The sequence below is a fragment of the Olleya sp. R77988 genome (assembly GCF_044594215.1).
Classification (GTDB): Bacteria; Bacteroidota; Bacteroidia; order Flavobacteriales; family Flavobacteriaceae; genus Olleya.
Window position 1 is genome coordinate 2,437,966 of sequence record NZ_CP138988.1, and the last position, 16,300, is coordinate 2,454,265.

Annotated in this window: 17 protein-coding genes and 1 other RNA gene; 10 read left to right on the plus strand and 8 right to left on the minus strand. The window is 29.1% G+C overall.

From position 1 onward, the window contains the following. Positions 1 to 386: 386 nt before the first annotated feature. The 4 genes from SJY17_RS11060 (at position 387) to SJY17_RS11075 (ending at position 4,510) form a co-directional block, all read left to right on the plus strand. On the plus strand, positions 387 to 875 hold the full coding sequence (locus SJY17_RS11060) for a SixA phosphatase family protein (protein ID WP_397362619.1): 489 nt from the start codon (positions 387 to 389) through the stop codon (positions 873 to 875). Between the two features lie 40 nt (positions 876 to 915). Next, positions 916 to 2,973 (plus strand): polyphosphate kinase 1, encoded by a 2,058-nt coding sequence (gene ppk1 / locus SJY17_RS11065; protein ID WP_397362620.1) that lies wholly within the window; start codon positions 916 to 918, stop codon positions 2,971 to 2,973. A gap of 1 nt (position 2,974) precedes the next feature. Further along, positions 2,975 to 3,886 carry a Ppx/GppA phosphatase family protein gene (locus SJY17_RS11070; protein ID WP_397362621.1) on the plus strand — a complete coding sequence of 304 codons (912 nt, stop codon included), beginning with the start codon at positions 2,975 to 2,977 and terminating at the stop codon, positions 3,884 to 3,886. A gap of 93 nt (positions 3,887 to 3,979) precedes the next feature. Then, positions 3,980 to 4,510: a porin family protein gene (locus SJY17_RS11075; protein ID WP_397362622.1), complete on the plus strand. Its 531-nt coding sequence runs from the start codon at positions 3,980 to 3,982 to the stop codon at positions 4,508 to 4,510. Positions 4,511 to 4,577: 67 nt separating this feature from the next. Here SJY17_RS11075 and SJY17_RS11080 read toward each other — a convergent pair whose 3' ends face one another. The 4 genes from SJY17_RS11080 to dnaX all read right to left on the minus strand — a co-directional run bounded on the left by SJY17_RS11080 (position 4,578) and on the right by dnaX (position 7,897). Beyond that, positions 4,578 to 5,159: a tRNA-(ms[2]io[6]A)-hydroxylase gene (locus SJY17_RS11080; protein ID WP_397362623.1), complete on the minus strand. Its 582-nt coding sequence runs from the start codon at positions 5,157 to 5,159 to the stop codon at positions 4,578 to 4,580. A gap of 42 nt (positions 5,160 to 5,201) precedes the next feature. Beyond that, entirely contained in the window at positions 5,202 to 5,501 is a 300-nt protein-coding gene (locus SJY17_RS11085) for a GIY-YIG nuclease family protein (protein ID WP_397362624.1), read from the minus strand. 65 nt (positions 5,502 to 5,566) lie between these two features. Continuing rightward, positions 5,567 to 6,145, minus strand: a complete 579-nt coding sequence (locus SJY17_RS11090; RefSeq protein WP_397362625.1) for a hypothetical protein — start codon at positions 6,143 to 6,145, stop codon at positions 5,567 to 5,569. Positions 6,146 to 6,163: 18 nt separating this feature from the next. Then, a complete protein-coding gene (gene dnaX, locus SJY17_RS11095) occupies positions 6,164 to 7,897 on the minus strand; it encodes a DNA polymerase III subunit gamma/tau (protein WP_397362626.1) in 1,734 nt (577 codons plus the stop codon). 328 nt (positions 7,898 to 8,225) lie between these two features. On the opposite strand from dnaX, the gene rnpB reads away from it, so the two are divergent. Further along, positions 8,226 to 8,535: RNase P RNA component class A (gene rnpB, locus SJY17_RS11100), an RNA gene on the plus strand. Between the two features lie 31 nt (positions 8,536 to 8,566). Here rnpB and SJY17_RS11105 read toward each other — a convergent pair. From SJY17_RS11105 to SJY17_RS11120, 4 genes are read right to left on the minus strand one after another with little or no spacing between them, the layout of a single operon-like run. Next, the gene (locus tag SJY17_RS11105) at positions 8,567 to 9,307 is read right to left on the minus strand and encodes a hypothetical protein (RefSeq protein WP_397362627.1); all 741 of its coding nucleotides are present in this window, start codon (positions 9,305 to 9,307) and stop codon (positions 8,567 to 8,569) included. Further along, the gene (locus tag SJY17_RS11110) at positions 9,294 to 9,851 is read right to left on the minus strand and encodes an RsmD family RNA methyltransferase (RefSeq protein ID WP_397362628.1); all 558 of its coding nucleotides are present in this window, start codon (positions 9,849 to 9,851) and stop codon (positions 9,294 to 9,296) included. Before SJY17_RS11110 ends, SJY17_RS11105 begins: the two co-directional genes overlap by 14 nt. After that, positions 9,851 to 10,672 (minus strand): DUF3822 family protein, encoded by an 822-nt coding sequence (locus SJY17_RS11115; protein WP_397362629.1) that lies wholly within the window; start codon positions 10,670 to 10,672, stop codon positions 9,851 to 9,853. The genes SJY17_RS11110 and SJY17_RS11115 overlap by 1 nt, the downstream gene beginning before the upstream one ends. Beyond that, positions 10,656 to 11,399, minus strand: coding sequence for a hypothetical protein (locus SJY17_RS11120; RefSeq protein ID WP_397362630.1), 744 nt, complete (start codon positions 11,397 to 11,399; stop codon positions 10,656 to 10,658). The genes SJY17_RS11115 and SJY17_RS11120 overlap by 17 nt, the downstream gene beginning before the upstream one ends. Before the next feature lie 123 nt (positions 11,400 to 11,522). Between SJY17_RS11120 and SJY17_RS11125 the strand changes: the two genes are divergently transcribed. From SJY17_RS11125 to SJY17_RS11145, 5 genes are all read left to right on the plus strand, one after another. Beyond that, positions 11,523 to 12,953, plus strand: coding sequence for an ATP-dependent RecD-like DNA helicase (locus SJY17_RS11125; RefSeq protein WP_397362631.1), 1,431 nt, complete (start codon positions 11,523 to 11,525; stop codon positions 12,951 to 12,953). A 35-nt stretch (positions 12,954 to 12,988) separates the two neighbouring features. Then, positions 12,989 to 13,717: a 3-deoxy-manno-octulosonate cytidylyltransferase gene (gene kdsB, locus SJY17_RS11130; protein ID WP_397362632.1), complete on the plus strand. Its 729-nt coding sequence runs from the start codon at positions 12,989 to 12,991 to the stop codon at positions 13,715 to 13,717. Between the two features lie 14 nt (positions 13,718 to 13,731). Continuing rightward, a complete protein-coding gene (locus SJY17_RS11135) occupies positions 13,732 to 14,433 on the plus strand; it encodes an HAD family hydrolase (RefSeq protein WP_397362633.1) in 702 nt (233 codons plus the stop codon). A 62-nt stretch (positions 14,434 to 14,495) separates the two neighbouring features. Further along, the gene (locus SJY17_RS11140; RefSeq protein ID WP_397362634.1) at positions 14,496 to 15,578 is read left to right on the plus strand and encodes an iron-containing alcohol dehydrogenase family protein; all 1,083 of its coding nucleotides are present in this window, start codon (positions 14,496 to 14,498) and stop codon (positions 15,576 to 15,578) included. A 1-nt stretch (position 15,579) separates the two neighbouring features. Further along, a complete protein-coding gene (locus SJY17_RS11145) occupies positions 15,580 to 16,128 on the plus strand; it encodes a 1-acyl-sn-glycerol-3-phosphate acyltransferase (protein WP_397362635.1) in 549 nt (182 codons plus the stop codon). The last annotated feature ends 172 nt before the right edge of the window (positions 16,129 to 16,300 follow it).

The following is a 16,300-nucleotide window of genomic DNA, read 5'->3' on the forward strand; positions in this document are numbered from 1 at the left end:
CTTATATAGTTTAATATTGTTTATTTAAATACTAAATAAAATAAAAGCATAAATCCCCTTACCGTTTATTGGTAGGGTTACTAAGGTTAAATAAAGAGAATTGATTATTCTCATAACATAAACTTCTTTTTTACTGCTTTAAATTTTATATTTTTAACTAATTATTACAGTCAAAATATGCTACAGCTTAAGGGAAATTTACCACATTGTGATATATTGTAGGTATTTTGCATTATTTAGATTCAGGGAATAAAATTAACTAATAGCATAACAAATGAATGACGATTTATACATCAAATCAAAAAAATATGTTATAGCACATATAAAACCGATAAAAGGTATATTTGAAATAGTTAATCGTACAAAAATGTATTTAAACGACAAGTATGAGTAAAATATTACAATTTGTTAGGCACGCAAAATCTTCTTGGAAATTTGATTTGAAAGATCATGATAGACCATTGAAAAATAGAGGCGTAAAAGATGCTGTCTTGGTCTCTAAACATTTAAAAACTAATTTTTTAAAACCAGAAGTAATTTTTAGTAGTACTGCAAATAGAGCAAAAAGTACAGCTATGCTATTCGTCGATAATTTAAATTTAAAAAACATCAAATTTGAGCTTAAAAAAGAGTTATATGATTTCTCTGGAGCGTCTGTTTTAGAATGTGTAAAATCATGTGATAATTCTAAAGATATTATAATGATTTTTGGACATAATTTTGCATTAACTAATTTATGTAATTCATTAGGAAATACAATTATAGATAACGTCACTACTTCAGGTTTTGTGCAAATAGAATTTGAGCAAAACTCTTGGAAAACCATTGAAAATGGTAAAACCACAAAAATTGTCTTTCCAAAACATTTAAAATAGTCATTCTAATAGATATATTTGTAGTAAATTTTGCATAACAATGACTAACCATATTATTGACAATAAATATATTAATAGAGAGCTAAGTTGGTTGCAATTTAACCATCGTGTACTTCAAGAAGCTGCAGATAAGTCTGTACCATTAATAGAAAGGCTTCGTTTTTTAGGTATATATTCTAACAATTTAGACGAGTTTTTTAAAGTCCGTTACGCAACTGTACAACGTATTAATTTTGCTGGTAAAGAAGGAAAAAGTCAACTTGGTGGAATAAAAGCATCAGAATTATTAGATATAATAACAGAAACAGTTATAAAACTTCAGGCAGAAAGCATAAAAATTCTTGCTCATGTTCAAAAGTTATTAGAAGCAGAAAATATATTTATAATTAAAGAGTTTCAGGTTTCAAAAAACCAGCATGTTTTTCTTAAAAAATACTTTTTAGAAAAAGTTAGCCCAGCACTTGTAACTATTATTTTAAATACAGATTTAAAATTACCAAATCTTAAAGATAATGCTGCTTACTTAGCAGTAAATATGGATATGCAAGATCAATCAAGTCAATATGCTTTGATTGAAATTTCAAAAAACATGGATCGTTTTATTGTTTTGCCAAGAGAGGGTAATAAGGATTATGTAATAATGTTGGACGATTTATTACGTCTGTTTTTAGAAGATATTTTTAACATTTTTGATTACACAAAAATTACTGCACACATGATTAAAATCACTAAAGATGCAGAACTGGATTTAGATAGTGATTTAACCAAAAGTTTTATGGAAAAAATCAGTGATAGTGTAAAAGAAAGAGAAGATGCTGAGCCTGTCAGATTTGTTTATGATAAGACTATAGATAAATCTACTTTAGATTTTTTAATGACTAAGTTAAAAATTGATAATACAGATAGTATTATTCCAGGTGGACGTTATCATAACCGTAGGGATTATATGGGTTTTCCAAGTTTAGGACGTACAGATTTACTATACGATAAAATCGTTCCATTACAAGTTAAAGGTTTGTCATTAGAAGGTAGTATTTTTGAAGCTATAGCAAAAAAAGATTATTTACTTTATGCACCTTATCATACGTTTGCTTATGTCGTTAAATTTTTGCGTGAAGCAGCATTAGATCCCAAGGTAAAAACCATTAAAATTACCATTTATAGATTGGCGCAAATATCTCAAGTTGCTAGTTCTTTAATAAATGCTGCAAAAAATGGTAAAAAAGTTATTGTTTCCATGGAAATTCAAGCACGTTTTGACGAGCAAGCTAATATTGCTTATGCAGAGCAAATGCAACGTGAAGGTGTACAACTAATATTTGGTGTTCAAGGTTTGAAAGTACACAGTAAAATGTGTGTGATAGAGCGCGAAGAAAATAATAAATTAAAGCGTTATGGTTTTGTAAGTACTGGAAATTTTAACGAATCTACAGCAAAGATTTATACAGATTATACCTTGTTTACATCAGATTCAAAAATATTAAAAGATATTAATAAAGTATTTGGGTTTTTTGAAGTTAATTATAAGATATACAGATATAAGCACATTATAACATCTCCTCATTATACTAGAAATAAGTTTTTTCAGCTTATAGATAAAGAAATTCTGAATAAAAACGAAGGAAAACCAGCATATATAAAACTTAAAATGAATAGCTTAACTAGCTATAAAATGATAGATAAACTATATGAAGCTAGTCAAGCAGGAGTAAAGATAGATATGGTTGTTAGAGGTATTTGTTGTTTAGTTCCAGGAATAAAAGGAGTAAGCGAAAATATTGAGGTTGTTAGTATTATTGACAAGTTTTTAGAACATACAAGATTGTATGTGTTTTGTAATAATGATAAGCCTAAAGTTTATATATCATCAGCAGATTGGATGACAAGAAATATAGAAAATAGAGTAGAAGTTACCTGTCCAATATATGATCAAACAATTAAGGAAGAATTAATCGAAACTTTTGATATTTGTTGGAAGGATAATTTAAAATCCAGAATACTTAATAAAACTCAGGATAATACTTATAAAAAAAATAACCAACCTAAGATTAGAGCGCAATTTGCTACCTATCAATATCTAAAAGATAAACTTAACTAATATGCTAAATATTCAAAAATATGCAGCAATAGATATTGGTTCTAATGCAGTAAGATTGCTAATTTCTAATATTGTTGAAGAGAAAGATAAATCTACACGTTTTAAAAAAAGTTCTCTGGTCAGAGTTCCTATTCGTTTAGGTGCAGATGTATTTGTAAATGAAGCCATTTCTAAAAAAAACACGAAACGTATATTAGATACAATGTTAGCTTTTAAATTACTAATGAAATCTCATGGAGTTGTTAAGTATAAAGCTTGTGCAACATCTGCAATGCGTGAAGCTAATAATGGAAAAAAAGTAGTTAAAAAAATTTTAAAAGAAACTGGATTACATATTGATATTATTGAAGGAGAAGAAGAAGCAGCTATAATTGCAGCTACAGATTTACACTCTTATATTGATGCAAATAAAACCTATTTATATGTTGATGTTGGAGGAGGAAGTACAGAGTTTTCCGTAATACACAATGCAGAAAAAACAGCCTCAAAATCTTTTAAAATTGGAACTGTACGTTTATTAAACGATATGGTTAAAAAAGAAGCATGGAAAGAGTTAGAAGATTGGATAAAATTAGAAACTATTAAGTATGATAAAATTGAAGTTATAGGTTCTGGAGGAAACATTAATAAGATTTTTAAAGTATCAGGAAAATCTATTGGTAAACCATTATCTTACTTTTACTTAACATCTTATTATAACATGCTGCAAACCTATTCTTATGACGAGCGTATCTCTGTTTTAGACTTAAATCAAGATAGAGCAGATGTTATTATTCCAGCAACACGTATTTATTTATCAGCAATGAAGTGGAGTGGAGCAAAAGACATTTATGTACCAAAAATTGGGCTTGCAGATGGGATTATAAAAAGTATGTATAATAATACAGTTTCAAGCCATACAAAGTTAAAATAAAACACTTTATAACTTTATTATATATATTTGTTAAAAAAATATATCTTTACTATTAAATAAAGAATCAAAATCAACTAATTTAATTTTCAAAATATGAAAAAAACTATTTTATTATTTTCGCTTTTACTAGCTTCGTTTTATGGATTTTCTCAAAACGCTTTATATGGTGTTAGAGCTGGTATAAATATTTCTAACTTAAGTTTTGATTCTGATATAGAAGAAGATGTTAAAGGAAGAAATGGGTTTGCAATTGGATTTTTTGGAGAATATAATCTTTCTGATAATTTTAAATTTGCACCAGAAATTCAGTTTTCTGCTGAAGGAGCAAAAGAGCAGTCTTTAAGAATCAATTACATCCAAATGCCATTATATTTTAAATATAAAATTGACGAAAGTTTTGCAATTGGTTTAGGACCACAAGCAAGTTTAAAAGGACATTCATATGAGGACCAACTTCAAAATTTAGGATTTTCTATTTTAGGAGGTTTAGAATATATGATTTCTGACGAGTTCTTTATTGACGCAAGATACTCTTACGGATTAACAAATGTTTTTGATGATAATGCTTTAAATATTGAAGCAAATAACACAAATATTCAAATAGGTTTTGGAGTAAAATTCTAAGACATATTTAAGCATAAAAAAAAAGCCAATTCTAGACAGAATTGGCTTTTTTATTTAGTAACTATTTTTAACCATGGATGGTTTCATTTTTGCTTAAATCTTTCATGATTTGTGCTTCAAATTCTAATAAATCATCCCATTTTTTATCCACTTCTTTGCGGTCTCCATATTGTCTAGCAAAGCCTAAAAACATGGTGTAATGGTTAGCTTCACTCACCATTAATTTTCTATAAAACTCTGCTAAGGTTTTATCTTCCAATTCTTCAGACAATAATCTAAAACGCTCGCAACTTCTAGCTTCTATTAAAGCAGCATATAATAATCTGTGTACTAATTGTGTGGTTCTGCTTCCTCCTTTAGGAAAAAAAGTAAGGAGTTGTATTACGTAATGGTCTTTTCTGTCTCTACCTAAAACCCAACCGTTTTTTAGGATTAAATCATGTACCATTTTAAAATGGCTAATTTCTTCTTTAACCAAAGCAACCATTTCTTGTACAAGCTCTGTGTACTCTGGAAAACTAACAATTAAAGAGATAGCAGTACTGGTTGCTTTTTGCTCGCAATAGGCATGATCTGTTAAAATGTCTTCTATGTTTTTTTCTACGATGTTTACCCAACGTGGATCTGTTGGTAATTTTAGTCCTAGCATTTTAGTTTTATTATGAGTTAGTCATTTCGACGAAAGGAGAAATCACATAATTTGTGCATTTAAAGTCTCCCATTTTGGGTTAAAATTACTAATTAAAGTATTTTTCTTTTCTCGTCTCCATTTTTTAATTGTTTTTTCTCTAAGAATTGCATCTTTAGGATACTCAAAACCTTCATAATATACTAGATAAATACAATTATATTTACCAGCAAATGATAGTTTTGCGTTTTGACTATCAAAATAATGTTGCGAAATTCTATTTTGAATATTATTGGTTACTCCAATATATAGTGTTGTTCTGTACTGATTTGTCATGATGTAAACAAAATAATTATAGAACATTTTTTGATTAAGTTTATTAAATAATGTGATTTCTCCTTTCGTCGAAATGACTAATCTAGCATAATTTAATGGTAAAAATTATTGTTGTTTGGCATTAATCTGTATTCAAAATCACCTTTGTTGTCAATAATAGCGTAGTAAAATAAACAAGTGCTAGTATCTGAGTTACAAAGAGGAATTACGATATAAACCTTATTGTTTTTTAAAGAGTTTTCTTCATCTATATAAGGAGGATTCATTATAAGTTTTTGGACACTTTCTGCAAATTCTTTACTGTGTTCTTCTAAAGATCTTTTATAAAGATCCTTTTTATAAACTTCTTTATCATCTTTATACACTGTTATTCTTGAAACAAAATCATAATAATGTTTTTTGTAATTTATAGAATCTTTAGTGTAGGATTCTGTAACATATTCTTTCATATGTGAGAAGTACCTAATCTTTACCCTAAACCCATTACTTAAAATTGTATCTGTAGTCGTTTCTGTATATTTTTCTGGAAAGTATTTTATATTCTCAGAAAACGAATCCAATAACTTGTTTTCAACAAGTATTTCTTTAGGTGTTTTATTAACTCTGTCACGACCATCACAACTTAAAAAAGCGATTAAAATTCCAAAAAGTAACAATGTGTATTTATTCATAATGCTAAAATTAACTAATTAAACATCCAAATCAAAAGTCTTACGTAGCAATTCCAAATTTGGGTTTTTCTCTTTTAGCTTCTCATATTTTTCAATAGGAGTGTAGGCATATTTAGTATCCAACTCTTCGTTAATAGTAATATCTAACGTAACATCGTAATTGTTTAGATTTTTACGTAAATAAGACATTAAATCAAAAGATTGACGCTCGACTTCCACCTTGTTTGTCGCATTTGGAAAGGTGAGTTGGATTGAAAACCCATCGTCAGCTAAAGTTGGTTTATCAATAGATAAAATGGATGCTAAGTTGTATTTACCTTCTTTTTCAATGATGTCTACAAACTGGTTCCAAACTTCAGTTAATTCATCTTGATTAAAAGCTTCTTTTGGTAAATTCTCTTCATCAACAACAACTTCTAATTGCTTAATTTTATGCTCTTTTTTAGCTCTAATACTTTTTAAAGATAATCCGGAAGTCCTTTTGTTTTCTGACGCTATCCCTTTTTCTAAAACTACTTTTGGTTTTGGTGGTTCTACAAATTTTTGTAAATCTGGAGTAACTTTTTCAGTTTCTTTTTGGGTAGTATTAGTTGGTGTGGTTGTAGTTTCTGGACGTTTTACAGAAACAGGAGTAATGCCAATTTTTTTAAAATATGAAGGTGGAATTATAAACCGACTACTATTTTTTTTTTCTCCATCAAAAGTGATAGAGGCAAGTTGCATTAATGTTAACTCTACTAGGAGTCGTTGGTTTTTACTGCTTTTATATTTTAAATCGCAATCGTTAGCTAAATTAATACCTTGGATTAAAAAATCTTGACTTGCTTTTTGTGACTGCTCTATGTATTTAGCTTTAGTATCATCACCAACTTCTAACAGCTCTATAGTACTAGGAGTTTTACAAACCAATAGGTCTCTAAAATGTGATGCTAAACCAGCTATATAATGATGTCCATCAAAACCTTTGGATAGGGTTTTATTAAACTGAATTAATAATTCAGGAATTTTATTGTCTAAAATATGGTTGGTACTTTCAAAATAGGTTTCGTAATCTAATACGTTTAGGTTTTCTGTTACAGACTGTCTTGTCAATTCTTTTCCAGAAAAACTAACTACTCTATCAAAGATAGATAGAGCGTCACGCATGGCTCCATCTGCTTTTTGAGCTATAATATGTAAAGCATCATCCTCTGCAGTAATACCTTGCTCTTTAGCAATATATTTTAAATACTCTTTAGCATCTTTAACGGTTATACGTTTAAAATCAAAGATTTGACAACGCGATAAAATAGTAGGTATTATTTTATGTTTTTCAGTTGTCGCTAAAATAAATATACAATGCTTTGGTGGCTCTTCTAACGTCTTTAAAAACGCATTAAAAGCAGCTTGAGATAACATATGTACCTCATCAATAATATATACTTTGTATTTTCCAACTTGAGGAGGAATACGAACCTGATCTGTTAAACTTCTAATATCATCAACCGAGTTGTTAGATGCTGCATCCAATTCAAAAATATTAAACGCATAATCCTCGTCTCCAGTCTCGTTGCCATCACTATTAATCATCTTAGCCAAAATACGCGCGCAACTAGTTTTACCAACACCTCTAGGTCCTGTAAATAGTAAAGCTTGTGCTAAATGATTGTTTTCAATAGCGTTGGTTAACGTATTTGTAATAGCAGTCTGACCAACAACATCCTTAAAGGTTTGTGGTCTGTACTTTCTGGCTGATACTACAAAGTGTTCCAAATTAGTTTGCTAATTAAATTAAGTAACATTTAGTTATTAGTTACTGTGTTTTTATTGAATAACAAAGTTAAAAATTCAATTTAAAATTCAGAATTTTGAGCTTATATTTTTATAGGAGTTATTAACAATACGATCAGTAATTAGGTGTCATTTTTTTATTTGACTTTGTCAAAAAAAAAACTAACTTCGTTTACTTGTGCTGAACTTGTTTCAGTAACATTCGATAAAGTGAATTGAAAACTCACCTTATCTATACGTTAAACGATACTCCTAAAAACAAATTGATCTTTTCATATAAAAACATACACTAGTTTATTGTAATTTTGCGGAAGTAAATTGCCTTATCGCTTTAAATTTATTTTAAAGAGGAAAGTCCGGACACCATAGTGTAATCATAATGGTTAACAGCCATCCACCGAAAGGTGAGGAAAAGTGCAACAGAAAGTATGTACAGGTCATGCTGTAGTGAAACCAGGTAAACTCTATGAGGTGCAATACCATGTATACTAACGTTTGAGCGTACACGCGCGATTGTTAGAGGGTAGGTAGCTAAAGTCTATTGGTAACAATAGACGTAGATAAATGATAAGGACTCTTTTTTAAGAGTACAGAATCCGGCTTATAGATTTGCTTAAATACAATTAAACCACTCTTAATGGAGTGGTTTTTTTAATCTACACCTTCTAACCAATTTTTCATAAAATTAATAAAAAACTTAGCTTTGTTTTTGTCGTAATCTTTATAAAAAGATAGCTTATCAATTGAATTTAATTTATAAGTATCAATTAAATCAGATTCAATTTTTCTAGAATGATAATAGCCAATAAGTTGTTGGTTTTCAAATAAAAGTAATACCCTAAAGCCTGGAGAAATATCATTGTTCTCTAATAATTCGAAAGCATTGTAATGTAAAAAATCATTACGTTTTTCTAAATTATATTTCTCTATAATTTTATTCCAATTTTTCTTTGCTCTATTTTCTAAGTTAGAAATTATTACCAATTCTATAATCGATTCCTTTTGAATATTGTTTTTATAAGTATAACCTTCTATGAAGTGTGAGTTTTCATAAAACTCAAATGCTTTTAAATCAACATTTGAAATCCCAATTGTTTTGTTGTTTTGAAATATTGAATCTCCTTTTTTTAGGTTTTGGTCAATTATATTTAATGAATCAATAAAAACCATAATTTTATACCAATTGCTTTTGCTATCAATTACATCTACTTTTGCATTGTTTTTAAGCGTAAAAAGCACTTTTCCATTTATAGTATCTCTGATATTTGCTGAACCATCAATTTTTTCTGAATTGATTATTTTTTCTGTAATTTCAGTTTTGATTGTTGCCTCTTTTTTACAACTTAAGATTAATAAAAAAGTAGAAATAAATAATAGCCTATTCCTCTTCATCTGAAGCGTTGTTTTCAAAAAAACTAAACATATTACCTCCATAACCTTTAGAGTGCTTGTAATGCTCTAATTTTGATAAATCTGTGTGTTTGGAGTGTTCTACTATTAATATACCATCAGCTTCCAGTAAATTGTTTTTAAATACCAATTCTGGTATTTTAGAAAACTGATCAACTGTAAAATCATAAGGTGGATCTGCAAAAATAATTGTAGCTTGTTGTTTGCTTTTTTCTAAAAACTTAAACACATCACTTTTTATGGTTTGCAAAGACATGTCAAAACTGTCAGCAGTTTGATTTATAAACTTTATACAACCGTAATCTTGATCTACACAAGTAATGTTTTCTGTACCTCTTGACGCAAACTCGTAACTAATATTTCCTGTTCCAGAAAATAAGTCTAACACAGTAATAGAATCAAAATAATACTGATTATTAATAATATTAAATAAGGCTTCCTTAGCCATATCTGTTGTAGGTCTAACAGGTAGCCTTTTTGGAGCTGTAATTCGTCTTCCTTTAAATTCTCCTGATATAATACGCATTAAAAGCTTTTTAGTAAAGTGAAATTTGAGTGATTTGTGGCAGGTTTTTCTGTAAAAGCAAAAGTATCCATTCGGTTACCTAAAGCCACGTTTCTTATATATTTATAAGCTATTTGATAAAGGTCGTCGTCTTCGTTTATATCTCCTAAAAATACGGTTTCAACCGTTTCTGGGTTTAGCTGTAATTGTTCTAAGGTAAATAGTAAGTAATAGATAAAGTCTTCTTTGGTATTATATTCAAAGGTGTTATATAATTGTAATTCGCCTTTATTTAGGATAATCAATTCAAAGTTAAATTTTGAAATATTAACATACACTTTTTGGGTATTGGTATGCTTTTCAAAAGTTAATAATTGCTCTATTAATATTGTAGAAAAATGCTTGTATGTAAAGCTGCCAAATTGGTCAAAGATAAAGTTGTTTACATTGGTAAATGGCACGTAAACATTAACGCTATCGTTTTGAGAAATGTCGTCAAAAGTTATAAAATCTGTTTTTAAAATTTTGGTATTAAACTTTAAATAATCTGCTAATGCGTCTTCTTTAAATAGTGGTTTAGGGACAAGGGTAGACCAATCATTAACATGTATAATGTTAATCTTAACAAAGGATTGTTTAAGTAAAGCTTCAGTATTAAAAAGATGTTGTACAGCATCTAAAAGATTTGTTGGTGTTTTTTTAGAATTAAAAGGAAAAGATTTTAACTCTAAAATAGTATTGTTGTCATTATTTAAAACACAAAAAGAAAGTCCACTCAAACTAATTTGAATGGACAGTTCTAGGTTGGTTAAATGATTATATTCTTTATTCGTTAGAGCCATAAGTTTTTGGCCAGTTTCCAATAGTTTTAACTTCTTGCATAGATCCTACACGTAAAGCATCTCCATTTACTCCTTCAACAGATTGTACTTGACTTTCTTTAAGGACTAAGTTTTTATTTTGATCAAATAAAATATCTTTTTTCATTACAAATGCTTCAAAAATTGGTATTTCAGCACCACTTTCTTCTTTAAACATTCCAGCATTCATTGTAAACTTTGTACCTTCTTTTGCTAGTGGTACATTCATCATAGTTTTATATCTATCTGTATTTTTAAATAATCTTTCTTTTACAGATTCATATCCAATTGTGTCAACAATAATTTCATCTTTAAAAGTAGTTACACCACCAAAAGCTCTAGTTCTTTCTACATCAACAACAGAAGTATCTCTTCTTTCTACTAACGTAAACTTACCGTTTTCAATAAAATTAATTAAAGTATCATAGCTTTTAGTAAACTTTCCAGTTACTGTTCTATGTGCTAATTGAGAGTCTCTAATATCTATTAAACGCTCAATAGCTACTTTGTAACGCTCTTGCTTTAATTTATTAAATTGAATCTCGCCATAAACAGAGTCTACAGTTAAATACCCTAAAAAGGCAATAAGTCCCCAAAGTGCAATAGTTAAAATGGGTTTTACTTTAGTAGGAACAAATTTGTCAATAAGCCAAACAATTAAAATTGTTAGTAAAATTGCTCCAAGTATAATAAGTGCTAATTTTATCATAGTGTTGTATTAAAATTTAATTAAGGTCAGTGACAAATCTACAATTTTTTTTTATTCGTAAAAACCATTGAAGGTAAAAATGATTTATATATTTGATAAAAAGTTTTCAATCCACACAAATTAATGACCAGTTCGCAATTTTATTCTCTTATAAAACAGCAGTTTCCGTTTAATCCAACCTCAAAACAAGATATTTTGCTTTTGCAACTTTCTGAGTTTATTTTAAACGAAAAAGAAAATGGCGTGTTTTTGCTAAAAGGATATGCAGGAACTGGTAAAACCACCATTATTGGTACGATTGTGACCAATTTATGGCACGCAAAAAAAAGTGCAGTGCTAATGGCTCCAACTGGTCGAGCAGCTAAAGTAATCTCTAATTATTCCAAAAAAGAGGCTTTTACCATTCATAAAAAAATATATTTTCCAAAAAAAGATAAAGGAGGAGGAGTAAAGTTTGTTTTACAACCTAATAAGCATAAAAACACCATTTTTATTGTTGATGAAGCGTCAATGATACCAGATTTGCCAAGTGACTCTAAATTATTTGAAAGCAGCTCGCTTTTGGACGATTTGATGCAATACGTCTATCAAGGTCATAAATGTAAACTGTTGTTAATTGGTGATACAGCACAATTACCTCCTGTAAAATTAGATTTAAGTCCAGCTCTGGACGAAAACACATTAAGTTTAAACTACAATAAGTCTGTTACTAAAATGGAATTGGACGAAGTTGTAAGACAAGGAGAGGATTCTGGGATTTTAGAAAATGCTACATTGTTAAGAGAGACAATTGCAGGAAGCTTTTATGATAGCTTTAAGTTTAATTTAAAAAGCTTTAAAGACATTGTTAGGCTAGTTGATGGTTATGAGATAATGGATGCTATAAACGATGCGTATAGCAATCTAGGTTATGAAGACACAAGTATTATTGTAAGAAGTAATAAGCGTGCCAATATGTATAACCAACAAATACGTAGTCGTATTTTGTTTAGCGAAAACGAATTAGCATCTGGAGACTATTTAATGGTTGTTAAAAACAACTACTTTTGGATTAAACCAACTTCTGAAGCTGGTTTTATTGCCAATGGAGATATTATTGAAGTCTTAGAAATTTTTAGCATAAAAGAATTATACGGTTTTAGGTTTGCAGAAGTTAAAGTACGTATGGTAGATTATCCAAAAATGAGACCTTTTGAAGCGGTTTTAATGCTAGATACTATTGAAGCAGAAACACCTTCTTTACCTTATGAAGAGTCCAACAGATTGTATCAAGAGGTTCAAAAAGATTACGAAGATGAAACCAGTAACTATAAAAAATTTTTAAAAATAAAAGGCAATAAATACTTTAATGCTTTGCAAGTTAAATTCTCCTATGCAATTACTTGTCATAAATCTCAAGGTGGACAATGGGATACTGTTTTTGTAGAGCAACCCTATCTACCAAACGGAATAGATAAAGATTATTTAAGATGGTTATATACAGCAATAACCAGAGCAAAAGAAAAATTATATTTAATTGGTTTTAAAGACGATTTTTTTGAAGAAGACCATTAAATTATCATATTTTTATACTTCAATTTAATTCTTAGATGAAAATAATAGCAATGATTCCTGCACGATATAGTGCGTCTCGTTTTCCTGGAAAGTTAATGAAGGACCTTGGAGGAAAACCAGTAATTACACGTACTTACCAAGCTACGGTTGACACACAGTTGTTTGACGACGTTATTGTGGTAACTGATAGTGATATTATTTATGACGAAATAAATAAAATTGGAGGTCATGTCATGATGAGTAAAAAACAACATGAGTGTGGTAGCGATCGTATTGCAGAAGCTGTAGAAAATTTGGATATTGATATTGTTGTAAACGTACAAGGAGATGAGCCTTTTACAGACACAGAGTCGCTTAAAAAACTAATTAAAGTGTTTAAAGAAGATGCAGATAAACAAGTGGATTTAGCCTCTTTGATGGTTCATATTACAGATTTAGAAGAAATTAACAACCCAAATACAGTCAAGGTCATAGTAGACCAGAAAAACTTTGCGCTTTATTTTTCAAGAAGCCCAATACCTTATCCTAGAGATCAAGATGTTGCTGTAAAGTACTATAAACACAAAGGAGTTTACGCTTTTAGAAAAAATGCGTTAATGGATTTTTATAACCTACCAATGCTAACGCTTGAAGCTTCAGAAAAAATTGAATGCATACGTTATCTAGAATATGGCAAACGTATAAAAATGGTTGAAACTAATGTGCAAGGTGTAGAAATTGATACACCAGAAGATTTAGAGAAAGCTAAAAAATTATGGAAGTAAAATAGATATAAATATTGAATACCAATTATAAAGATATTAAAGTTATAGGTTTTGATGCAGACGATACGCTTTGGGTTAACGAAACGTATTTTAGAGATGCAGAAAAAGAGTTTGCTAAATTACTTAGCCAATTTGAAACCGAAAATAAAATAGACCAAGAACTATTTAAAATGGAAATGAAAAACCTTCCAATTTATGGTTATGGAGTAAAAGGTTTTGTATTATCTATGGTAGAAATGGCTATAGAATTATCCAATAACACAGTACCACCTCAAACTATATCTAATATTTTAGAAATAGGTAAGAAAATGATTAATAAAGAAGTAGAACTAATTGAAGGTGTTGAAAAGGTATTGCAGCATTTATCAAAAAAATACAGATTGATTGTTGCTACTAAAGGAGATTTATTAGATCAGGAACGTAAATTGGAAAAATCTGGATTACTGGATTATTTTCATCATATTGAAATATTAAGTGATAAAAAAGAAAGCAATTATTCAAAATTATTAAATCATTTGGATATAAAACCTTCAGAATTTTTAATGATTGGTAACTCTTTAAAATCGGATGTTTTACCATTAATAAATATAAAGGCAAATGCAATTCATATTCCATTTCATACAACTTGGCAACATGAAAGAGTTAATGTAAATGAAAAAGAGGCAAGGTTTTTGACTTTAAAAAGTATATTGGAATTACCTAATTTATTAAATTAATTAGCGAAAATTTCAGAAAAAATTAAATAAGTAATAAATTTACAATCTAAGACGAAAAGTCAATGAATTTTAAAAACTTTCCAATGGTGTCCAAAATTATATTTGGACGAGGTAGTTTTAATCAGTTAAGCGATATTATAGAGCCTAAAAGATTAAATACTAACGCACCATTTATATTTTTTGTAGATGACATTTTTAAAGGTAACGCTTGGTTAACTTCAAGGATTCCTTTGTCATATCAAGATAAAGTAATTTATGTGTCTGCAAATGAAGAACCTAAAACAGAACAAATAGACCAATTGGTCGAAGATATAATTCTTAACTTTAAAGAAAGACCTTCTGGGATTATTGGTATTGGAGGTGGATGCTTACTTGATGTAGCAAAAGCGGTTTCTATTATGTTAAATAATGGAGGAGAAAGTAAAAACTATCAAGGTTGGGATTTAGTCAAAAAACCTGCTGTGTACCATGTTGGGATTCCAACAATTTCTGGTACAGGAGCAGAGGTATCTAGAACTACAATATTAACTGAACCAGAACGTAAGTTAGGTATCAATAGTGATTACACACCATTTGATCAAGTCATTTTAGACCCAGAATTAACTAAAGATGTACCAAAAGACCAATGGTTTTATACAGGAATGGACTGTTATGTGCATTGTATAGAGTCGTTAAACGGAACATATTTAAATGCTTTTAGCCAATCTTATGGAGAAAAAGCATTGTCTTTGTGTAAAGAAATATTTTTAGATAATAAATTATCTAAAGAAGAAGCTCAGGATAAATTAATGATGGCTAGTTGGCATGGAGGTATGAGTATTGCTTATTCTCAAGTTGGTGTTTGTCATGCATTAAGTTATGGTCTAAGCTATTTGTTAGGTGTAAAACATGGTATTGGAAACTGTATTGTTTTTGATCATTTAGAAGACTATTACCCAGAAGGTGTTGCGCTTTTTAAGCAAATGAAAAAAGTGCATAATATTATTTTGCCAAAAGGGATTTGTGCAGACTTATCTGATAAAGATTTTGATGTAATGATTAAAGTAGCATTAAGTTTAGAGCCACTTTGGGAAAATGCAATTGGAAAAAATTGGAAAAAAACAATTACTCATGATACGCTAAAGGCATTATACCAAAAAATGTAATATGCATTGGCTAGCAAAACTTATATATTATAAAATTATTGGATGGAAAGTGGTTGGAAACACTAACTTTTCTAAGGATACTATAAAAAAAGCAGTTATTATATCTGCACCACACACTAGTAATTTAGATTTTTTTATAGGTATATTATTAAGAAAAGTAACACAGGTTAAAACTAATTTTATTGGTAAAAAATCTTTATTCACTTGGCCTTTTGGCTATTATTTTAGAGCAGTTGGAGGAGTACCAGTTGATAGAAAAAATAAAGAAAACAAAGTGCAAACCATTGCTAAGCTATTTGATAATAAAGAAGAGTTTAGATTAACATTAGCACCAGAAGGCACCAGAAGTAAGGTGGACGAATGGAGAACTGGTTTTTATTATATAGCAAAGCAAGCCAATGTGCCAATTATAATGTTTTCATTAGATTTTGGTAATAAACAAAATAAAGTGTCAGAACCTTTTTATCCAACAAATAATTTAGAAGCTGATTTTAAATTTATGAAAGCTTTTTTTAAAGGTGTAAAAGGAAGAATTGAAAAAAACGGTTAATTTTTTTGCTTTTTAATATAAAAACACAATATTGGTACAAGTTTTGAAATAAACTCTGTGTAGTACAGAATGAAACATAAAGTAAACTTTCAAAGTCCCTAAAAAGAAACATTTACCAGCTACAAATAACAAAAGCGACTTTAATTACTATTAAAGTCGCTTTTTTGTTTAT